This window comes from Kitasatospora sp. MMS16-BH015, from assembly GCF_002943525.1.
Classification (GTDB): Bacteria; Actinomycetota; Actinomycetes; order Streptomycetales; family Streptomycetaceae; genus Kitasatospora.
Window position 1 is genome coordinate 5,876,906 of record NZ_CP025394.1, and the last position, 22,338, is coordinate 5,899,243.

A 22,338-nucleotide genomic window follows, 5' to 3' on the forward strand; every position below is an offset into this window, starting at 1 on the left:
TGGCACACCGTGCGGAGCGCGGCCTCAGCACTCGATGACGTTGACCGCCAGCCCGCCCCGCGAGGTCTCCTTGTACTTGATCTTCATGTCGGCGCCGGTCTCCTTCATGGTCTTGATGGCCTTGTCGAGGGAGACGTGGTGGCGGCCGTCGCCGCGCAGGGCCATCCGGGCGGCGGTGACGGCCTTGACGGAGGCCATGCCGTTGCGCTCGATGCAGGGGATCTGGACGAGGCCGCCGACCGGGTCGCAGGTGAGGCCGAGGTTGTGCTCGATGCCGATCTCGGCGGCGTTCTCGACCTGCTCGGGGGTGCCGCCGAGGACCTCGGCGAGGCCGCCGGCGGCCATCGAGCAGGCGGAGCCGACCTCGCCCTGGCAGCCGACCTCGGCGCCGGAGATGGAGGCGTTCTCCTTGAAGAGCATGCCGATCGCGCCGGCCGCGAGGAGGAAGCGGACGATGCCGTCGTCGTCGGCGCCCGGGATGAAGTTGAGGAAGTAGTGCAGGACGGCCGGGATGATGCCGGCCGCGCCGTTGGTGGGGGCGGTGACCACGCGGCGGCCGGAGGCGTTCTCCTCGTTGACGGCCATCGCGTAGAGGGTGACCCACTCCATGGCGTTGGCCGGCCCGATGCCCTCGGCGCGCAGGGCGCGGGCGCCGGCCGCGGCGCGGCGGCGCACCTTGAGCCCGCCCGGCAGGATGCCCTCGCGGGACATGCCCGCGGCCACGCACTCCTGCATCACGCCCCAGATCTCCAGCAGCCCGGCCCGGATCTCGGCCTCGCTGCGCCAGGCCTTCTCGTTCTCGAGCATCAGCCCGGAGATGGAGAGCCCGGTCTCCCGGGTGAGCCGCAGCAGCTCCTCGCCGGTGCGGAAGGGGTACCGCAGCTGGGTGTCGTCGGGCACCACGCGGTCGGCGCCGATCGCGTCCTCGTCGACCACGAAGCCGCCGCCGACGGAGTAGTAGGTCTTCTCCAGCAGCGTCGAGCCGTCGGCGCCGAAGGCCCAGAGGGTCATGCCGTTGGCGTGGTACGGCAGGGCCTTGCGGCGGTGCAGGACCAGCTGGGTGTCCGCGTCGAACGGGATGTCGTGCACGCCGAGCAGCCGCAGCTGCTTCCCGGCCTTGATCCGCTCGACGTCCTGGTCGGCGCGGTCCACGTCGACCGTGCGGGGCGAGTGGCCCTCCAGGCCGAGCAGGACGGCCTTCGGGGTGCCGTGGCCGTGGCCGGTGGCACCGAGCGAGCCGAAGAGCTCGGCCCGTACGGAGGCCACCTCGGTCAGCAGGCCCTCGGACTTGAGGCGGCGGGCGAACATCCGGGCCGCGCGCATCGGGCCGACGGTGTGGGAGGAGGACGGCCCGATGCCGATGGAGAAGAGGTCGAAGACGCTGATGGCCACGGAGGGACGTCCTTGTCTGGTCTCGTGGGTGAAGAAGGCGGTGGCACAGGACGGGGCACCGCGCGCACTACCTTCCAGTGTGCGCGGTGCCCCGGAAATCGGAGGTGGCCGGGAGCGTGACTCCGGCCACCTGCCGGATTACAGGTTGGGGTACAGCGGGTGCTTGGTGGCCAGCGCGGTGACGCGGGCCTTCAGCGACTCGGCCTTGGCCGCGTCGAAGCCGGGCAGCAGGGCCTCGGCGATGACGTCGGCGACCTCGCGGAAGTCCTCGGCCTGGAAGCCGCGGGTGGCCAGGGCCGGGGTGCCGATCCGCAGACCGGAGGTGACCATCGGCGGGCGCGGGTCGTTCGGGACGGCGTTGCGGTTGACCGTGATGCCGACCTCGTGCAGGCGGTCCTCGGCCTGCTGGCCGTCCAGCTCGCTGTTGCGCAGGTCCACGAGCACCAGGTGCACGTCGGTGCCGCCGGAGAGCACGGAGACCCCGGCCGCCTTGGCGTCGTCCTGGAGCAGGCGGGCGGCGAGCGCCTTCGCGCCCTCCAGGGTGCGCTGCTGGCGGTCCTTGAAGTCCTCCGAGGCGGCGACCTTGAAGGAGACGGCCTTGGCCGCGATCACGTGCTCCAGCGGGCCGCCCTGGAAGCCGGGGAAGACCGAGGAGTTGAGCTTCTTGGCGAACTCCTGCTTGGCCAGGATGATGCCGCCGCGCGGGCCGCCCAGGGTCTTGTGCGTGGTGGAGGTGACCACGTCCGCGTACTCGACCGGGTTCGGGTGCAGACCGGCGGCGACCAGGCCGGCGAAGTGCGCCATGTCGACCCAGAGGTACGCCTCGACCTCGTCGGCGATCCGGCGGAACTCGGCGAAGTCCAGCTGGCGCGGGTAGGCGGACCAGCCCGCGATGATGACCTTGGGGCGGTGCTCCTTGGCGAGGCGCTCGACCTCGGCCATGTCGACCAGGCCGGCCTCGTCCACGTGGTACGCGACCACGTTGAACTGCTTGCCGGAGAAGTTCAGCCGCATGCCGTGGGTCAGGTGGCCGCCGTGCGCCAGGTCCAGGCCCAGGATGGTGTCACCGGGCTGGGCGATGGCGAACAGGGCGGCCTGGTTGGCGGAGGCGCCGGAGTGCGGCTGGACGTTGGCGTACTCGGCCCCGAACAGCTCCTTGACCCGGTCGATCGCGATCTGCTCGGCCACGTCGACGTGCTCGCAGCCGCCGTAGTAGCGACGGCCGGGGTAGCCCTCGGCGTACTTGTTGGTCAGCACCGAGCCCTGGGCCTCCATGACCGCCACGGGGGCGAAGTTCTCGGAGGCGATCATCTCGAGGGTGTTCTGCTGGCGGTGCAGCTCGGCGTCGACCGCGGCGGCGATCTCGGGGTCGAGCGCGTGCAGGGACTGGTTGAGAACCGTCATGGTGGGTCTTCCCGTCGTGTGGACCGTGGGGAGCGGGGCGGCCGCCGCGCTGCGGCCGCCCCGTCGAGCGGGAGGGTCAGGCGCCGATGAAGGCGTCGTACCCGGCGGCGTCGAGCAGCTCGTCCTGCTCCGCCGTCACCTCGACCTTGAACAGCCAGGCATCGCCGAACGGGTCGCCGTTGACGGAGGCCGGGTCGTCCACGACGGAGTCGTTGATCTCGACGACCTTGCCGGAGACCGGCGAGAACAGGTCGCTGACGGACTTGGTGGACTCCAGCTCGCCACAGGTCTCACCGGCGGTGACCTCGTCACCGACGGCCGGGAGCTGGACGTAGACGATGTCGCCGAGGGCGTCGGCCGCGTGCTTGGTGATGCCGATGGTCGACACACCCGCCTCGGCGGCGGTCAGCCACTCGTGCTCCTTGCTGTACCGCAGGTTGGTGGGGTTGCTCATGACGTCATTCTCCAGGATCGCAAGGGGGTGGGGCGGAGCCGTCCGCTGAGCGGACCGGACAGGAAGGGGAGGCGGTCTGCTTCAGCGGGCGCGCTTGTAGAACGGGAGCGCGACGACCTGGACCGGCTCGTGCTTGCCACGGACGTCCACGGCCACGGCGGTGCCGGGCTCGGCGTGGGCGGCGTCCACGTACGCGATGGCGATCGGCTTGCCCAGGGTGGGGGAGGGGGCGCCGGAGGTGATCCGCCCGATCGGGATGCCGTCCGTGCTGACCACGCCGTACTCGGCGCGCGGCACGCGCTTGCCCTCGGAGACCAGGCCGACCAGCTTGCGCGGGGGGTTGGTCTCGGCCTGGGCGGCGGCCGCCTCCAGGGCCTTGCGGCCGACGAACTCGCCGTTGTTGGTGGTCTTGTCGAAGCGGACCACCCGGCCCAGGCCGGCGTCGAACGGGGTGAGGTCGGTGTTCAGCTCGTGCCCGTACAGCGGCATGCCCGCCTCCAGGCGGAGCGTGTCGCGGCAGGAGAGGCCGCAGGGGACGAGACCGGCCTCGGTGCCCGCCTCGGTCAGCGCCTGCCACAGATGCTCGGCGTCCTCGGGGCGGCAGAAGATCTCGAAGCCGTCCTCACCGGTGTAGCCGGTGCGGGCCAGCCAGACGTCCTTGCCGGAGACGGTGGCCGGCAGCAGGGCGTAGTACTTGAGGCCCGGCAGGTCGGCGTCGGTCTGCGAGGCGAGGATGCCGTTGGCCTCGGGGCCCTGGACGGCGAGCAGCGCGTAGGCGTCGCGGTCGTCGCGGACCACGGCGTCGAAGCCGGCTGCGCGCTCGGTCAGCGCGTCGAGCACGACCTGGGCGTTGGAGGCGTTGGCGACGACCATGTACTCCTCGGCGCCGGTGCGGTAGACGATCAGGTCGTCCAGGATGCCGCCGTCCTCGCGGCAGATCATCGTGTAGCGGGCGCGCAGCTCGCCGAGGGCGGAGATGAAGCCGACCAGCGCGTGGTCGAGCAGCTCGCCGGCCTGCGGGCCGGTCACGGTGATCTCGCCCATGTGCGAGAGGTCGAAGAGGCCGGCCTTGGTGCGGACGGCGAGGTGCTCCTCGCGCTCGCTGCCGTAGCGCAGCGGCATGTCCCAGCCCGCGAAGTCGGTCATCGTCGCACCGAGCGAGCGGTGCAGGGCGTCGAGCGCGGTGAGGCGGGGGGCAGACATGACGGCATGACTCCTTGGCTGGGCACTCAGGGTGGCCACGCTGTGGGCGTGGACCTGCGTACGGGCATACGGGGGCGGCTTCTCCCCATCTGTCGTCGCAACCTGAGAGCTTCACCGGCCAACGCTTGCCCTTACGGGACCAAGGTATGGCGGCTTGCACCGTGGGTGGGCGCACGGCGCGGCCGTGTCCACTTTCCAGATGTGCCTAGCCCGTGCGGTAGGGGGGCCTGAGAGATTCCGGGGAGGACTTGCTCCTTCGGCGCCGGCTGTGCCGTGGGGGCACTCCGGACTCTCCCGCGCGGGTTCGAGCGGCCGTTATGGAGTTGACGTCCCCCGGGGAGGACGCGCCCATCATGGCATGCCCGGCGGGGGCGAGGGGAGAGGGGCCCGACGCCGCTGTCAGGTCACAGCCCCGCGACAGCCCCGCGACGGGACCGGCGCGGGTGGGGCCCGGGCCGATAGGCTCTGCCCGAGCTACGGAAAGAGGGGCGGTGGGATGAGTCACCCGGCGGGCGAGACGCAGGCACAGGGCTGGACCGGCGAGGGCGGCGGCTGGCCGGCCAACGAGCTGGAGCAGGTGCTCACGGCGGCGCTCGGCGACCCCGGCGCCACCCCCCGGGTGATCGAGGTGCTCGCGCGCAGCCAGGTCTGGATCCCGCTGCCGGCCGGCGCCGACCCGCAGGGCCAGTCGCTCGACCTGCCCACCATCGAGCTGGCGGGCGCACCGTACGTCCCCGTCTTCTCCTCCCAGGAGCTCTTCCTGCGGCACGCCCCCGGCATGCCGTTCGCGATCGCCCCGGCCTGGGAGTTCGCCCGCGGCCTGCCGCTGGGCGTCGGCATCGCGGTCAACCCCGAGGCGCCGGTGGGCATCCCGGTGCCGCCGGAGGGGGTGGGCGAGCTGCGCCGGGGCCCGCAGGGCGACCGCTGGCAGCAGCAGCCGGACGGCGCCCGGGTGGCGCTGCGCGAGCCGGCCCCGCACGAGGAGCCGTACGCCTTCCTGGCCGCCACGATCACCGAACTCACGCAGCTGCCCGGGGTGCTGACCGCCCGTCGGGCGCTGGCCAGCGTCGAGGGCGAGCCGGCCGTGCTGTACGTCGGCGTCCAGCTGGACGGCATGGCCGACCCGGCGCAGGTCAACGACGCGCTGGGCCGGGCGCTCGGAACCGCCGGCGCGCCCTGGGGCGTCAACCTGGTGCTGCTCGACGCCGTCGCCGACCCGGTGGTGGAGTGGCTGCTGACCCGGGTGAGACCCTTCTACGCGCGCGGTTAGCCCCGCGTGGACGTTGAGCGAAAGGCATCAGGGTGAGTGCGACGGGCGGCGGTGCGCTGGAGCGCGCCATGCAGGCGGTCGCGCCCGAACGGTACGAGGCGTACGAACAGTTGCTGCGCGCCCTCGCCGAGGGCGAGGTCTGGATGCTGCTCTGGCACGGCCGCCCCGGCAGCCCCGACGCGCAGTACGGGAACATGGAGGTCGGCGGGCACGGCTACGCCCCCGCCGTGACCTCCGCCGAGCAGCTGGCCGCCTCCGGCTGGAGCCGCGCCCACGAGGTGGTGTCCGGGGTGGAGATCGCCGCCGCGCTGCACCGCACCCGGTGGGGCCTGTGGCTGAATCCGCACGCTCCCGGCGGCGGGGTGGGCATCCCGTGGGCCGACCTGCGCCGGGTGGCCGGCGGGCTGGACCGGCTGCCGGCCGGACCGCTGCGCCTCAGCGAACCCCGGGTGGACGCGCCCCGGTTCTACGCCGTGCTGGCGCAGCAGGCGGCCGAGCTGCGGCCGGTCCGCGCGCTGCGCGCGGCCTGGGTCCAGCCGGTCGTGGGCGAACCGTACCTGGCCATCGGGCTGGACCTCTACGACAGCTCGCCCCCGGCCGTGGAGGCCGTCCGGGCACTGGTGCACCGGGCGCTCGGGCACGCTCCGGAGGGGCTGGCGGTCTCGACCGTGCTGCTGGCCGACGACCTCGACCCGGTGGCGCTCTGGATGCGGGCCTGCGCCCGCCCGTTCTTCGACCGGGAGGCGCCCTACGGGCAGCTTCCCGCAGGTCGCTGAACTCCCTTCGTGTGCCATCCGGTTGAGACCGGATCAGGTCGATCGTGGGCTTCTTGACACGAGTGTCACAACCGTGTGAAGAGCGTTATGCGACAAGATCACCTGTGCATGCCGACAGATCACAGTTGGGCATCCTTCGGCAGCCAGGGCTGGCGGAACGCTGCTCCGATGACGGAGAGTCTGCGCAGTGCAGTGCGCGGGACCAGCCCCACGAAGGCCGACGCGCAGCCTGGACGACCGAAGCCGCGCGATGTGCACCTCCGCGTGGCGGCAGCTCGGGCGTCCTGCCGCACCCTGCAAGTGCAACACCATGCACCACCTTTGGCACGGCTGTTTCCGGCCGTACCGAAACTTCTCCGCCGCACCACCCCCGCTGACCGACGCGTCCCCCCACAAGGCGCGGCGGCGCTGCGGGTACCCCTGACAACGATCTGCACCGCCGCAGCCACACGGCGAACGGCACCACCGCACCGACGCACCGCACCGCACAGTCGCGAACAACCGGACCGTCCTCGGCTCCGGGCCCGGACCGGGCCCGGCCCTCCGCGCACGTCCAGGACACCGTGGGCCGGCCACCGTCGGCGAGGGGAACGAACTGACTCATGACCACACCCACCGAGACCACCGGCTCCGCCGCCGAGGCCGGGCCTGAGGCCGCCTCCGCCGCGCCGAAGAAGATCGAGGGCCGCTCGCCCGGCAAGATCGCCTGGGCCCGCCTGAAGCGGGACAAGGTCGCCCTCGGGGGCGGCGCCGTGGTGATCCTGCTGATCCTGGTGGCGATCTTCGCCCCGGTGATCATCTCGCTCTTCGGCCACCCGGTCGACCAGCCGCACCCGGACCAGATCAACCCGGACCTCGGTCTGCCCAAGGGTGCCTACGGTGGCATCAGCGGCGACTTCTGGCTCGGCGTCGACCCGACCTTCGGCCGCGACGTCTTCAGCCGGATCGTCTACGGCGCCCGGGTCTCGCTCGGCGTGGCCTTCTCCGCCGCCGCCTTCTCCACCGTGATCGGTGTGCTGCTCGGCATGGCGGCCGGCTTCTTCGGCGGCTGGATCGACGCCGCCATCAGCCGGGTCATGGACGTGCTGCTGGCCTTCCCGCAGCTGCTGTTCTCCATCGCGCTGATCTCGGTGATGCCCAACGACCTGATCGGCCTGAGCGGGTCCTTCCTGCGCATGGTCATCCTGGTCGTCGTCATCGGCTTCTTCGGCTGGCCGTACATCGGCCGCATCGTCCGCGGCCAGGTGATGTCGCTGCGCGAGCGCGAGTACATCGACGCCGCCCGTAGCCTCGGCGCTGGCAGCGTGCACATCCTGATCAAGGAGCTGCTCCCGAACCTGGTCGCGCCGATCTTGGTCTACATGACCCTGATCATCCCGACCAACATCCTCAGCGAGGCGGCCCTCAGCTTCCTCGGTGCCGGTGTCAAGCCGCCGACCCCCTCCTGGGGTCAGATGCTCAACGACGCCATCGCGATCTACCAGTCCGACCCGACCTACATGGTCGTCCCGGGTCTGGCGATCTTCATCACCGTCCTCGCCTTCAACCTCTTCGGCGACGGCCTGCGCGACGCGCTCGACCCCAAGGGCAACTGAGCCCGCACCACAGCCCCACGATCGGCCCAGCCGATCCCACTGTTCTCGGGGGTTTCACCCACCCCCGGCGGACCGCTCAGGCCCGCACATCTCCAGGAGGAATCAGTACCCATGATGCGTAACCGGACGCTCGCGGCCGCCGCCCTGGTGGCGACGCTGGCTATCACCACCTCGGCCTGTGGCGGCTCCAAGGGCGGCGGCGCAAGCGGCACGCCGAGCGCCAACGCCGGCGGCTTCAACGCCGCCGTGGACAAGGTGCTGAACCCCTCCGACAAGAAGGGCGGCACGCTCAACCTCTGGACGAGCACCGACGTCGACTCGCTCGACCCGGGTCGCGCCTACTACGCCTCGGTCTGGAACTACGAGCGCTTCTACGCCCGCACCCTGCTGGCCTACGACTCGAAGCCCGGCAAGGACGGCCTGAAGATCGTCCCCGACCTGGCCGCCGCCCAGCCGACCGTCTCCGCCGACGGCAAGACCTACACCTTCAAGCTGCAGAGCGGCCTGAAGTTCGAGGACGGCTCGCCGATCACCTCGAAGGACGTCAAGTACGGCATCGAGCGCGTCTTCGCCCAGGACGTCGTCTCCGGCGGTCCGACCTACGTCATCAACGCGCTGGACCAGGGTCAGGGCTACAAGGGCCCCTACACCGACCCGACCCCGGACAAGATGGGCCTGAAGTCCGTCCAGACCCCGGACGACACCACCATCGTCTTCACCCTGAAGGCGCCGGACTCCTCCTTCCCGTACTACCTCGCCATGGGCAGCGCCTCGCCCGTCCCGGCGAAGCTGGACACCGGCTCCAAGTACGGTGACCACCCGGTCTCCTCCGGCCCGTACATGTTCAAGACCGTGCAGTCGGGCAAGTACTACGAGCTCGTCCGCAACCCCAACTGGGACCAGGCGACCGACAAGATCCGCAAGGCCCTGCCGGACGTCGTCAAGCTGACCGTCACCACCAACGCGGACGACATGGACCAGCGCCAGCTGGACGGCACCGCCGACCTCGACTGGGCGCAGACCGGCCTCTCGCAGGCCGCCCAGGTCAAGGTGCTCCAGGACCCGAAGCTCAAGGCCAACGCGGACAACCCGTACACCGGCTTCATCCGCTTCGTCGCGATCTCCCCGAAGGTCGCGCCGTTCGACAACATCCACTGCCGCAACGCGGTGCTGTACGCGGCCGACACCACCGCGCTGCAGACCTCGCGCGGTGGCTCCAGCGCCGGTTCGCTCTACGGCTCGATGCTGCCCCCGAACATCCTCGGCTCGGACGAGTACGACCCGTTCGGCCTGACCAAGGGCAAGCCGGACGTGGCCAAGGCCAAGCAGGAGCTCGCCGCCTGTGGCAAGCCCGACGGCTTCAAGACCACCATCGCCGTCCGCAGCAACAAGGCCAAGGAGGTCAACTCCGCGGTTGCCCTCCAGACCGCCCTCAAGGCGATCAACGTGGACGTCACCGTCGACCAGTACGACGGCAAGCTGCTCGCCTCGGTCATCGGCGCGCCCTCCGTCGTGCACAGCAAGAACTACGGCCTGATGGTCGCCGGCTGGGGCGCCGACTACCCGAACGGCGGCGGTTACATGCAGCCGCTGATGGACGGTCGCTTCATCGTCCAGAACGGCAACAGCAACTACCCCGAGACCAACGACCCGGCCATCAACGACCTGTTCGACAAGGCCGCGGCCGAGACGGACCCGGCCAAGGCCGCGGACATCTACAAGCAGATCAACCACAAGGTCACCGACATGGCGGTCTGGCTGCCGATCGTGGCCGACAAGGCGCTCAACTACCGCAACCCGCGCCTGACCAACGTCTACATCACCGACGCCTTCGGCGAGGTGGACTTCCAGGCCCTCGGCGTCTCCGACGGCAAGTAAGTCCCACCGCCCGCTCCCGTAGTTTCGCTCAGCTAGTCCGAAGGGCAGGTGAGGGCGTCCGCCGGGGCCGGCCGGAACTCCCACAGGAGGACCGGTCGGCGCCCGGCGGCGCCGACCGCAATGCTCCTGTATTTCATCCGACGGCTTGTCAACGTCGTCACCATGCTGCTGGTGGTCTCCGTGGTCACCTTCGGCATCTTCTTCATGGTGCCGAAGCTCACCGGAACCGACCCGGCCATGCTCTACGTGGGCAAGATCTCCAGCCCCGAGGCCATCGAGGGCATCCGGCACAAGATGGGCTTGGACAAGTCGATCGTCGAGCAGTACCTGCTCTTCCTCAAGGGCCTGTTCGTCGGGCGTGACTACAGCACCGGTGTGGACATCACCCACTGCTCCGCCCCGTGCTTCGGTTACTCCTTCAAGACCGAGCAGGAGGTCTGGCCGGTCCTCCTGGACCGTCTGGGCGTCACCGCCTCGCTCGCCGCCGGCGCCTCGGTGCTCTGGCTGGTCCTCGGCGTCGGCACCGGTGTGGTCTCCGCCCTCAAGCGGCGCACCATCTGGGACCGCGCCACCATGACCACCGCCCTGGCCGGCGTCTCGCTCCCGATCTACTTCACCGGCCTGGTCGTGCTGGCCGTGTTCGTGCACCAGCTCGGCTGGTTCCCGAACAGCTACGTGAACTTCAGCGACGACCCCGTGATGTGGTTCCAGAACCTGGTGCTCCCCTGGATCACCCTGGCCTTCCTCTTCTCGGCGACGTACGCCCGGCTCACCCGCGCCACGCTGCTGGACGTCCTCGGCGAGGACTACATCCGCACCGCCCGGGCCAAGGGCCTCGGCGAGCGGACGGTCATCGGCAAGCACGCCATGCGCTCCACGCTCACCCCGATCCTCACCGTGTTCGGCATGGACCTCGGCGGCCTGATCGGCGGCGCGGTGCTCACCGAGAAGACCTTCAACTTCCGTGGCCTCGGCTACGAGGCGGTCGCGGCGATCAGCTCCAGCGACCTCCCGGTGATCATGGGCGTGACCCTCTTCGCCGGCTTCTTCATCATCCTGGCGAACCTCGTGGTTGACGTGTTGTACGCCGTTGTCGATCCTCGGGTGAGGCTGGCATGAGCAAGACCGACAAGACCGCAGCCCCGGCCGGCGTCAAGGCCGACGGCCCGGGCAGCTTCCTCTCCGTCCGCGACCTGCGGGTGCACTTCCCCACCGACGACGGCCTGGTCAAGTCCGTCGACGGCCTGACCTTCGACCTGGAGAAGGGCAAGACCCTCGGCATCGTCGGCGAGTCCGGCTCCGGCAAGTCGGTCACCTCGCTCTCGATCATGGGTCTGCACCGGCGCGGCACCAAGCGCGGCGCCCCGCAGATCTCCGGCGAGGTCTGGCTGGACGGCGAGGAGCTCGTCTCCGCCGACCCCGACCGGGTCCGGCAGCTGCGCGGCCAGAAGATGGCGATGATCTTCCAGGACCCGCTGACCGCGATGCACCCGTACTACACGGTCGGCCAGCAGATCGTGGAGGGTTACCGCGCCCACCACGCCGGGGTCAACAAGAAGCAGGCCCGCACCCGCGCCATCGAGATGCTCGACCGGGTCGGCATCCCGCAGCCGGACAAGCGGGTGGACGCCTACCCGCACGAGTTCTCCGGCGGCATGCGCCAGCGCGCGATGATCGCGATGGCCCTGGTCAACGACCCCTCGCTGCTGATCGCGGACGAGCCGACCACCGCCCTGGACGTCACCGTCCAGGCGCAGATCCTGGACCTGATCCGGGACCTGCAGAAGGAGTTCGGCTCCGCGGTCATCATCATCACCCACGACCTGGGCGTCGTCGCCGAGCTGGCCGACGACATCCTGGTGATGTACGGCGGCAAGTCGGTCGAGCGCGGGCCGGCGGCGAAGGTCTTCGAGTCGCCCGAGCACCCCTACACCTGGGGCCTGCTCGGCTCGATGCCGCGCCTGGACCGCGAGCTCCAGGAGCGTCTGATCCCGGTCAAGGGCACCCCGCCCAGCCTGATCAACGTGCCCTCGGGCTGCTCGTTCCACCCGCGCTGCCCGTACGCGGAGCAGACCGGTGGCCGCTCCACCAGCGAGGTCCCGGCCTTCGCCGAGGTCCAGCCCGGCCACTTCGCCTCCTGCCACCTCCCGGCGGCCGAGCGGCACCGGATCTTCGCCGACGAGATCGCGCCCCGACTGTGAGCGCGCTCAAGGCTGCTGTGCACCACCTTCTTGGAGAAACCTCATGACGGACAGTCAGACGGCGACCATCCCCTCGCCCGCCCCGGCCGCCGATCGCGAGCCACTGCTCCGGGTGAGCGGCCTCACCAGGCACTTCCCGATCACCAAGGGCCTGCTGCGCCGCCAGACCGGCGCGGTCCGCGCCGTCGACGGCATCGACTTCACCGTCAACGCCGGGGAGACCCTCGGTGTGGTCGGCGAGTCGGGTTGCGGCAAGTCCACCATGGGCCGCCTGATCACCCGGCTCGACGAGCCGACCAGCGGGAAGATCGAGTTCCAGGGCACCGACATCACGCACCTGGGCGTCTCGGCGATGCGGCCGATGCGGCGCGACATCCAGATGATCTTCCAGGACCCGTACTCCTCGCTCAACCCCCGGCACACCGTCGGCACCATCGTCGGCGCGCCGTTCCGGCTGCAGGGCGTGGAGCCCGAGGGCGGGATCAAGAAGGCGGTCGAGGACCTGCTGGCCCTCTGCGGCCTCAGCCCCGAGCACTACAACCGCTACCCGCACGAGTTCTCCGGCGGTCAGCGCCAGCGCATCGGCATCGCCCGCGCGCTGGCCCTCAAGCCGAAGATGATCGTCGCGGACGAGCCCGTCTCGGCCCTGGACGTCTCCATCCAGGCCCAGGTGGTCAACCTCCTCGACGACCTCCAGCAGGAGCTCGGCCTCACCTACGTGATCATCGCGCACGACCTCTCGGTCGTCCGCCACGTCTCGGACCGCGTGGCCGTGATGTACCTCGGCAAGATCGTCGAGATCGCCGACCGCGACTCGCTCTACAAGTCGCCGATGCACCCGTACACCAACGCGCTGATGTCCGCCGTCCCGACGCCGGACCCCAAGCGCAAGGAGCAGCGCGAGCGCATCCTGCTCAAGGGCGACGTCCCGTCGCCGCTCAACCCCCCGAGCGGCTGCCGCTTCCGCACCCGCTGCTGGAAGGTGCAGGACATCTGCTCCACCCAGGAGCCCCCGCTCCAGGCCGCCAAGGCCGGCCACCAGGTGGCCTGCCACTTCCCGGAGAACAGCCCGGAGAACGCCGCCTGACGGCACCCGCTCCACGAGGGGCACACGGTCCGCATGGACCGTGTGCCCCTTCTGCGTGGGCCCACGGTGGGCCTTGTGGGCCCCGGTTGGTCGTATGCGTTCTTTATGCTGTACAAACACATGACCGGACCGGAAGGCCGGCGCCACTCCGTCTTCGAGCCAACACATCCCGGGGGGACTCCCATGTCACGCGCACGCCGCAGACGCCAGCTCGCCACCGCCGTCGTGGTCGCCGCCACCAGTCTGGTCGGAGCGGGGGCGACTCTCCCGGCGGTCGCGGTCGACACCGACACGCTGTACGTGGACAACTCCGCTGCCGCGCACTGCTCGAACTTCGGCTCGGGCAGCCAGGCGCAGCCCTTCTGCACCGTCCAGGCGGGCGTGGACCACGCGAAGGCGGGCCAGACCGTGCAGGTCGCCGGTGGGGGTGGCCGCTATGCCGAGCAGGTCACCGTGCACAGCTCCGGTGAGCCCGGCAAGCCGATCGTGCTGGCCGGCCGGCCGAGCGGGCCGCGGCCGTCGGTGGGAGTCTCCCTGTCGGACGCCCAGCCGGAGAACGCGGTGGGCTTCCTGCTGGACAAGGTCCACGACGTGACGATCCGGAACTTCGCCATGGAGGCCATCGCGGCCGAGGGCGTCCTGGTCAGGGACTCCGCCGCGGTCACCATCGAGCGCACCACGATGTCCGACACCGGCATGGGGAACGGGGCGAGTGGGCAGCGGGCCGTTCCGGCGGGCGCCCCAGCGGTGCGGGTGACCGGCACGAGCAGCAGGGTGACCGTCGCCCAGAACCTTCTGCAGGAGGGGCACGGCGACGCCGTCGCCGTCGAGGCGGGTGTGTCCGGCGCGGTCGTCACGACCAACGGCGTGATGACCGCCCAGCCGCGCGGGATCCGAGTGACGGACGCGCCCGGCACGGTGGTCACCAGCAACTCGGTGATCACCCTCGACGGTGCCGGGGTCACGCTGGCGGGCGCATCCGACCACGCCGTGGTGGAGAACAACGTGCTCGCGCACGAGCACTTCGTGAAGGACGGTGAGTCGAGCACGGCCGAGCTGTCCGTCTCGGCGGGTTCGACGGTGGGGACGAAGGCGGACTACAACTCGGTGCACGGCTGGGGCAGTGGCGCGGCTTACTCCTGGGCCGGTACCGACCACCATCTCGCGGACTTCGCCGCGGTGAGTGGTCAGGGGGCCCACGATGTCGAGGAGACGCCGCCCCTCGGCCTGGACGGCAACCACTACGGCACGGTGAAGCCGACCGGAGCCTCCGGCGCGACGGACTCGGCGGACGCCTCAGCGCCCGGCATGCTGACCACGGACCTGGCCGGCCGGCCCCGGGTGGACGATCCGCAGGTCGCCAATTCCGGGACGGGTGCGGGCTACTACGACCGAGGTGCGCTGGAACTGCAGGCCGTCGGCTCCCTCACCGTGCTCGCCGACCGCGATCAGGGGCCGTACCCGCTGCCGGTGACCGTGACCGCGACGGCTCGGCAGAACTGGCCGGACACCCTCACCTACACCTACGACTTCGGTGACGGCAGCGAGCCGCTGACCACCACCGACGCGAAGGTGGAGCACGTGTACCGGGCGGCGGGCACCCGTACCGTCAAGGTGACGGCCACGGGCACCGACGGGACCCCCGCCACCGGTTTCGCCGGGGGCTCGATCAGCGTGAACGAGCCCGCCGAGCTCGCCCCGGTGCTGGGGGTGAACCAGGTGGGGTTCGACGGGCCGTTCAGCTACAACTTCGCCCTGTACGGAAGCACCAGCCCCTGGCCCCTGACCGGCTACGAGCTGGACTTCGGCGACGGCTCGCCGAAGGAGACCCACGAGATCTCGTACGGTGCCCACCACAGCTACCGGCGTCCCGGCGATTACACCCTCACCGCCACGGTGAAGGACGGGGGCGGCCGAGCGGCTACGGTACGGCAGGTGCTCCACGTGGGGTACGGGAAGATGGGGTACACGCCGATCACCCCGACCCGGGTGCTCGACACCCGGAAGCCGGGCACGGGCGGCCGTCCGCAGCGGCTGGGCCCCGGGCAGTCGGTGACCGTGGACGTCCCGACGCCATTCGGGCAGCCGGACGCGGACGCGGCGGTGCTGAACGTGACGGCGGTGAACCCCTCCCAGGCCGGCTACCTGAGCGTGTACCCGGCCGGAACCGACCGCCCGCCGACCTCGAACGTGAACTTCGCGGCCGGTCAGACGGTGCCGAACCTGGTGACGGTGCCGACCGGCCAGGACCACCAGGTCACGGTGTACAACTTCTCCGGCACCACGGACGTGGTGGTCGACGTGATGGGCTCCTACCGGAGGAGCGGCGGATCGGGCTTCGGCGCAGTGTCGCCCGTACGGCTGTTGGACACCCGTAAGTCGGCCGCGCTCGATGCGGATTCGTCCGTTTCGGTGCAGGTGCGCGGGGTCGGCGGGGTGCCGGACGATGCGACGGCGGTGGTGCTGAACCTGACGAGCACCGGTTCGGACGCGGGTGGCTACCTGACGGCCTACGCGAACTGGACGGCGCGGCCGGGGACTTCGAACCTGAACTTCACGGCGGGGCAGACGGTGGCGAACCAGGTGGTGGTGCCGATCGGTGCGGACGGCAAGGTGGCGGTCTACAACCACACCGGGCGCACGCACGTGGTGGCGGATGTGTTCGGGTACTACGGCCCGTCGGGCTCTTCGCTGTTCACTCCGGTGGTGCCGACCCGTCTGGTCGACACCCGTCAGTCCTCGGCGCTCGGGCAGGGTGGGGTGCTGAAGGTGGACACGGGTGTCCCGGCCGGGGCGACCGGTGCGGTGCTGAACGTGACCGACACCGCCTCGACCGTGCCCGGTTACTTGACGGTCTGGGCCGACAAGGCGCCGAAGCCCGGTACCTCGAACGTCAACTTCCCGGCCGGGAAGACGGTGCCGAACCACGTGACCACTCCGCTCGGGGCCAACGGTGCGTTCGACGTCTACAACTTCATGGGCCGCTCGCAGGTGGTCGCGGACCTGTTCGGGTACTTCGCGAAGTAGGGGCCTCGATGGGGCACATGGTCCTTCTGGATCATGTGCCCCCTTTTTGCCCGGTATGGCAGTCAACTTTTCTGCACCGCAGGGGTCTTGAGCCACCCCGGTGCTTCGCCCCCGGATCGGTCGGTGGTACACCTGGCCTCCACAGTTCGATCTTCCTGGGGGACCCACCCGTGTCAGCCACCCGCCGCCGGCGCCAGCTCGCCGCCGCCCTCGTCGTCGCCTCCACCGGCCTGGTGAGCGCGGGGGCCACCCTGCCTGCCGTGGCCGAGACGCCGGCCACCACGCTGTACGTGGACGACACGGCGTCAAACTGTTCCGATTCCGGTCCGGGGACCGAGGCGCAGCCTTACTGCGACCTCCAGGTCGGAGCGGACGCGGCCAAGCCCGGCCAGACGGTGAGCGTGGGCGGCGACTGGTACAAGGAACAGCTCACCGTGCACCACTCCGGGGAGCCTGGCAGGCCGATCGTCATCGAGGGGCGCGTCGACCGCTACGGGCAGCGTCCCGGGGTCGGCCTGCCGGCGGGCAACGGGACCTCGGCCACCTCGCACGGCATCCTGCTCGACCACGTCCACGATGTGACGGTGCGGGCGTTCTCGATCCCTCACACGGTCGGTGAGGGGATCCTGGTCCAGGACTCCTCGGCGATCACCGTCGATTCCCAGCACGTGGACGCCGGCCTGAGTCTGGACGGCACCGCGCAGCCGGGGGTGGCCGCAGTGAGGATCGCGGGTGCGAGCCACGGTGTGGTCGTCAGCCGCAACCGCGTCGACAGCAGCCTCGGCCTCGGCATAGCCGTCGAGGCCGGCGTCTCCGGGGCCGTGGTCACCACCAATGTGGTGGCGGACGTGGCCTCGGCGGGAATCCTGGTGACGGACGCGCCCGGCACCGTGGTCACCGGCAACACCGTGGTCACCAACGGCACGACGGGGATCTCGCTGGCCGGTGGGTCGGACCACGCGGTGGTGGAGAACAACGTCGTCGCCGACTACGGCAGGCACCACGGGAGCGGCCCTCGGGCGGCGACGCTCGCGGTCTCGGCCGCCTCCGTGGCCGGGACGAAGGTCGGCTACGACACGTTCTCCCCGAACCCGGTCGGCGACACCTACCAGTGGGGCGCGGACACCTACCAGCAGCCGGCGGAGTTCTCCGCCGCGACCGGGCAGGGCACCCACGACCTGCGCGAGGCGCCGACGTACTCGCTGGAGGGCGCGCCGGACCGGGGGGCCTCGGGTGGTTCGGTCGATTCGGCCGACGCTTCGGCACCTGGCGAGCTCGACACCGACGTCTTCGGCCACCCCCGGGTGGACGACCCGAGCGTGGCCGACTCCGGCACCGGCAAGGGGTACTACGACCGTGGTGCGGTGGAGCTCACGGCCTACCACTCGCTCGTGCTGGACGCGACACCGCTCCGAGGTCCGTCCCCCCTGACGGTCACAGCGACGGCGACGCAGGAGGTGAACTGGTCGGTCCACACCGTGTACACCTTCGACTTCGGCGACGGCAGCACCCCCGTGGTCAGCACGGTGGCCCAGGTACAGCACGTCTACCGGACCGCCGGCAAGTACCGTCTCTCGGTTACCGCGGTCACCGACAACGACCCGAACACCGCCACCACCGCCGAGCTTGACGTGCCGCTGACCGTCGAGGAGCCGGGGCCGCTGGTGCCGGACCTGCGGATCTCTCAGACGGACCCCCGTAACGACCGGGCTTCGCTGTCCTACGACTTCGACCTGACCCATAGCACCAGCCCGTGGGGCCTGAGTGGTGTGCAGGTCGACTTCGGCGACGGCTCCGCGGTGCAGCCCGACCGCTACGGTTGGATCAGCCACACCTACCAGCGTCCCGGCGACTACACCGTGACCGCCACTGTGAAGGATGCTGGGGGCCGGACGGCCACGGTGCGGCAGGCATTGCACGTGACGTACGGGGGGATGGGCTTCGGTGCGAACTCACCGCAGCGCCTGCTGGACACGCGTACGCACGGGAACGGGACCCACCGGTTGGGGCCGGGCGAGTCGGTCACGGTGCGGGTGGACGCGAATGCCGCAGTGCTCAACGTGACCGCAGTGAACCCTTCGCAGAGCGGCTACCTGAGCGTGTACCCGACGGGTACGCCGCGGCCGGCCACCTCGAACGTGAACTTCGTCGCCGGGCAGACGGTGCCGAACCTGGTGACCGTGCCGACCGGGACCGACAACCAGATCACGATCTACAACTTCTCGGGCACCACGGACGTGGTGGTCGACCTGATGGGCAACTACTACAAGGGCCGTGGTGACCGCTTCAGCGCGGTGTCCCCAAACCGCCTGCTCGACACCCGTACCTCGACCCCGCTGGTCGCCAACGAGACCAGGGCCGTCAAGGTGCGCGGTGTCGGCGGGGTGCCGGCCGACGCGACTGCAGTGGTGCTGAACCTGACCAGTACCGGGTCGGACAAGGGAGGCTTCCTGACGGCCTCGCCGGGTTGGTCCGCCACGGTCGGGACTTCGAACCTGAACTTCACGGCGGGGCAGACCGTGGCGAACCAGGTGGTGGTGCCGATCGGCCTGGACGGGAAGGTGTACATCTACAACCACACCGGCCGCGCGCACGTGGTCGCCGACGTCTTCGGGTACTACGGTTCGTCCGGTTCCTCGTTGTTCACTCCGGTGGTGCCGACCCGTCTGGTCGACACCCGTCAGTCCTCGGCGCTCGGGCAGGGTGGGGTGCTGAAGGTGGACACGGGTGTCCCGGCCGGGGCGACGGGTGCCGTGCTGAACGTGACCGACACCGCGTCGACGGCGCCCGGGTATCTGACGGTCTGGGCCGACGGGGCGTCGAAGCCGGGGACCTCGAACGTCAACTTCCCGGCCGGGAAGACGGTGCCGAACCACGTGACCACCCCGCTGGGGGCCAACGGGGCGTTCGACGTCTACAACTTCATGGGCCGCTCGCAGGTGGTCGCCGACCTGTTCGGGTACTTCGCGAAGTAGGGGCCTCGATGGGGCACATGGTCCTTCTGGATCATGTGCCCCCTTTTTGCCCGGTATGGCAGTCAACTTTTCTGCGCCGCAGGGGCCTTGAGCCACCCCGGTGGTTCGCCCCCGGATCAGCCGGTGGTACACCTGACCTCCACAGTTCGATCTTCTGGGGGACTTCCCGTGTCATCCATGCGCCGCCGGCGTCAGCTCGCCGCCGCTCTCGTCGTCGCCTCCACCGGCCTGGTGAGTGCGGGGGCCACCCTGCCCGCCATGGCCGAGGCGGCCACCACGCTGTATGTGGACAACTCCTCGGCGGACTGCACCGACACGGGGGTGGGCAGTCAGGGGCAGCCGTACTGCTCGGTGCAGGCGGGCGTCGACGCGGCCAAGGCGGGGCAGACCGTCTCGGTGGCTTACGGGAAGGGGGACTACGACGAGCAGGTCACCGTGCACAGCTCGGGTGAGTCGAGCAAGCCGATCGTCCTCCAGGGTCGGCTCGGCGGGGACCGGATGTACCCCTCGATCGGCCGCTACATCGTCGATGCCACGGCGGCGACTTCGCGGGGCCTCGTGCTCGACCACGTACACGACGTGACGGTGCGGGACTTCGAGACCGTCTTCACCGTCGCTGAATCGGTCCTGGTCAAGGACTCCTCGCACATCACGCTCGATGGCAACCGCCTGTGGGGCGGGGGCAACGGCAGCAAGGCAGTCCCGTCCGGTGCGGGGACGGTGCGGGTCACCGGGGCGAGCGCCGACGTCGTGATCAGCCGGAACACCATCGGCGTAGGTAATGGCGGTGGCATCCGCATCGAGGCGGGGGTCACCGGAGCTGTCGTCACGACCAACCGGGTGCGGGCAGGAAGGGCGGCAACGGGTGTCGCCGTGACGGATGCGCCGGGGACGGTGGTCACGAGCAACACCGTGACCACCGGCAACGCGACCGGCATCGCGCTGGCCGGAGCCTCCGATCATGCGGTGGTGGAGAACAACATCGTCGACAACGACACCGGGTTCACGAGCCCGGATGGCTCCAGCCCGATCGGCCTGGCTGTCTCGGCGGCGTCCGTGACCGGCACCAAGGCGGACTTCAACTCGTACTCCCCGCGTCCGGCCAGCGCCGCCTACAGCTGGGCAGGGGCGACCTACCAGCAGCCCGCCGAGTTCGCGACCGCGACCGGCCAGGGGCGGCACGACCTGCGCGAGCGGCTGAACTTCGACGCGGATTCCATTGAGACGGTCCCGACAGCCACCTCCGGTTCGACGGATTCGGCCGATGCCGGCGCACCTGGTGAGCTGACCACCGACCTCTACGGACACCCGCGCGTGGACGACCTGGAGGCCACCGACGCCGGTGCCGGTCCGGTGGGTTACTACGACCGCGGAGCAGCGGAGCTTCAGGAGTTCCGCGACCTGTCGGTGAGCACCTCCCCGGACACCGGTCCGTACCCGTTGCCGGTTACGCTGACGGCGAAGGCCACCCAGAGCTGGGCGGATCCGGCCACCACGTACACCTTTGACTTCGGTGACGGCAGTGACCCGCTGGTATCCAAGGATCCTGTGGTGCACCACGTCTACCGGAAGGCGGGCACGTACTACCCCAGGATCAAGGTTCAGGGTGCCGACCCGAACACCCTTTTCACCGGGTGGGCCTACCAGGTGACCGTCAACGAGCCGGGCGACCTGGTGCCGGTGCTGAAGGCCGACCCGGATGGGGGCGACGGCCCGCTCGGCTACGCCTTCGACCTGAGCGCGAGTTCCAGCCCCTGGAACATCACGGATTACGTGCTGGATTTCGGTGACGGCTCGCCGAAGGAGTCCTACTACCGGCAGACCAAATTCAGGCACGCGTACGCGCACCCGGGCAACTACACCGTCACCGCGACCGTCAAGGACGAGAGTGGCCGTACGGCGACGGCGCAGCAGGCGGTGCACGCGGCGTACGGGAAGCTCGGCTACACCCCGACGACGCCGCAGCGGATACTCGACACCCGGACCCCGGACATGGGCGGGCGGTCCCGCCGACTGGGCCCCGGACAGTCGATCACGGTCTACGCATCCTCGTTGGCCCCGCAGGTCCACCCGGACGCATTGGTGCTGAACGTGACGGCGGTCAACCCGTCGCAGAGCGGGTACCTGAGTGTCTACCCGGAAGGCGGCAACCGTCCGGCGACCTCGAACGTCAACTTCACGGCCCGGCAGACGGTGCCGAACCTGGTGACCGTGCCGACCGGCCAGAGCGACGCCGTCACCGTCTACAACTTCTCCGGTGACACCGACGTGGTGGTCGACCTGATGGGCTACTACCAGCAGGGCGGCGGCAGCCGGTTCGGCGCGGTGGCGCCTTCCCGAGTGCTGGACACCCGTAAGAGCAAGGCCGTCGGGCCAGACGCCAGTACGTCCGTGCAGGTGCGTGGTGTCGGCGGGGTGCCGGCGGACGCCACTGCGGTAGTGCTGAACCTGACCAGCACGGGCTCGGACGCGGGTGGCTACCTGACGGCCTACGCGAATGGGACCACCCGGCCCGGGACTTCGAACCTGAACTTCACGGCCGGGCAGACGGTGGCGAACCAGGTCGTGGTGCCGATCGGTGCAGACGGCAAGGTGGCGGTCTACAACCACACCGGCCACACCCATGTCGTGGCCGACGTGTTCGGGTACTACGGCCCGTCGGGCTCCTCGCTGTTCACCCCGGTGGTGCCGACCCGTCTGGTCGACACCCGCCAGTCCTCGGCGCTCGGGCAGGGTGGGGTGCTGAAGGTGAACACGGGTGTCCCGGCCGGGGCGACGGGTGCCGTGCTGAACGTGACCGACACCGCCTCGACCGTGCCCGGGTACCTGACGGTCTGGGCCGACGGTGCGTCGAAGCCGGGTACGTCGAACGTCAACTTCCCCGCCGGGAAGACGGTGCCGAACCACGTGACCACCCCGCTCGGGGCGAACGGCGCGTTCGACGTCTACAACTTCATGGGGCGCTCGCAGGTGGTCGCCGACCTGTTCGGGTACTTCGCGAAGTAGGTGGTGGGCGCACGGTGCCGCCCCCCGGCGGGGGGCAGCACCGAGGCGTCCTCGGACGTACAACCTTCGG

At 70.3% G+C, this 22,338-nt stretch carries 14 protein-coding genes and 1 riboswitch; of the genes, 10 read left to right on the plus strand and 4 right to left on the minus strand.

Going from position 1 to position 22,338, the window contains the following annotated elements; all coding sequences use genetic code 11:
• Positions 1–24 precede the first annotated feature (24 nt).
• The 4 genes from CFP65_RS25405 to gcvT form a co-directional block, all read right to left on the minus strand.
• Complete coding sequence (locus CFP65_RS25405) at positions 25–1,392, minus strand: L-serine ammonia-lyase (RefSeq protein ID WP_104818370.1); 1,368 nt, start codon at positions 1,390–1,392, stop codon at positions 25–27.
• A 138-nt stretch (positions 1,393–1,530) separates the two neighbouring features.
• Positions 1,531–2,796, minus strand: a complete 1,266-nt coding sequence (glyA, locus tag CFP65_RS25410) for a serine hydroxymethyltransferase (RefSeq protein ID WP_104818371.1) — start codon at positions 2,794–2,796, stop codon at positions 1,531–1,533.
• 76 nt (positions 2,797–2,872) lie between these two features.
• On the minus strand, positions 2,873–3,250 hold the full coding sequence (gene gcvH / locus CFP65_RS25415; RefSeq protein WP_104818372.1) for a glycine cleavage system protein GcvH: 378 nt from the start codon (positions 3,248–3,250) through the stop codon (positions 2,873–2,875).
• A gap of 81 nt (positions 3,251–3,331) precedes the next feature.
• On the minus strand, positions 3,332–4,453 hold the full coding sequence (gene gcvT / locus CFP65_RS25420; RefSeq protein ID WP_104818373.1) for a glycine cleavage system aminomethyltransferase GcvT: 1,122 nt from the start codon (positions 4,451–4,453) through the stop codon (positions 3,332–3,334).
• Between the two features lie 205 nt (positions 4,454–4,658).
• A riboswitch (glycine riboswitch) is annotated at positions 4,659–4,760 on the minus strand.
• Between the two features lie 189 nt (positions 4,761–4,949).
• Here gcvT and CFP65_RS25425 point away from each other — a divergent pair.
• The 10 genes from CFP65_RS25425 (at position 4,950) to CFP65_RS25470 (ending at position 22,268) form a co-directional block, all read left to right on the plus strand.
• On the plus strand, positions 4,950–5,723 hold the full coding sequence (locus tag CFP65_RS25425; RefSeq protein ID WP_104818374.1) for an enhanced serine sensitivity protein SseB: 774 nt from the start codon (positions 4,950–4,952) through the stop codon (positions 5,721–5,723).
• Positions 5,724–5,791: 68 nt separating this feature from the next.
• Positions 5,792–6,499, plus strand: coding sequence for an enhanced serine sensitivity protein SseB C-terminal domain-containing protein (locus CFP65_RS25430; RefSeq protein ID WP_104818375.1), 708 nt, complete (start codon positions 5,792–5,794; stop codon positions 6,497–6,499).
• 602 nt (positions 6,500–7,101) lie between these two features.
• Complete coding sequence (locus tag CFP65_RS25435) at positions 7,102–8,094, plus strand: ABC transporter permease (RefSeq protein WP_104818376.1); 993 nt, start codon at positions 7,102–7,104, stop codon at positions 8,092–8,094.
• A gap of 111 nt (positions 8,095–8,205) precedes the next feature.
• Entirely contained in the window at positions 8,206–9,972 is a 1,767-nt protein-coding gene (locus CFP65_RS25440; RefSeq protein WP_104818377.1) for an ABC transporter substrate-binding protein, read from the plus strand.
• A gap of 120 nt (positions 9,973–10,092) precedes the next feature.
• Positions 10,093–11,091 carry an ABC transporter permease gene (locus CFP65_RS25445; protein ID WP_104818378.1) on the plus strand — a complete coding sequence of 333 codons (999 nt, stop codon included), beginning with the start codon at positions 10,093–10,095 and terminating at the stop codon, positions 11,089–11,091.
• Positions 11,088–12,173 (plus strand): ABC transporter ATP-binding protein, encoded by a 1,086-nt coding sequence (locus CFP65_RS25450; protein ID WP_104818379.1) that lies wholly within the window; start codon positions 11,088–11,090, stop codon positions 12,171–12,173. Before CFP65_RS25445 ends, CFP65_RS25450 begins: the two co-directional genes overlap by 4 nt.
• Before the next feature lie 43 nt (positions 12,174–12,216).
• The gene (locus CFP65_RS25455; protein WP_104818380.1) at positions 12,217–13,260 is read left to right on the plus strand and encodes an ABC transporter ATP-binding protein; all 1,044 of its coding nucleotides are present in this window, start codon (positions 12,217–12,219) and stop codon (positions 13,258–13,260) included.
• 183 nt (positions 13,261–13,443) lie between these two features.
• A complete protein-coding gene (locus tag CFP65_RS25460) occupies positions 13,444–16,287 on the plus strand; it encodes a right-handed parallel beta-helix repeat-containing protein (protein ID WP_158702354.1) in 2,844 nt (947 codons plus the stop codon).
• 170 nt (positions 16,288–16,457) lie between these two features.
• On the plus strand, positions 16,458–19,262 hold the full coding sequence (locus CFP65_RS25465; protein WP_158702355.1) for a right-handed parallel beta-helix repeat-containing protein: 2,805 nt from the start codon (positions 16,458–16,460) through the stop codon (positions 19,260–19,262).
• A gap of 177 nt (positions 19,263–19,439) precedes the next feature.
• Positions 19,440–22,268, plus strand: a complete 2,829-nt coding sequence (locus CFP65_RS25470) for a PKD domain-containing protein (RefSeq protein ID WP_158702356.1) — start codon at positions 19,440–19,442, stop codon at positions 22,266–22,268.
• The last annotated feature ends 70 nt before the right edge of the window (positions 22,269–22,338 follow it).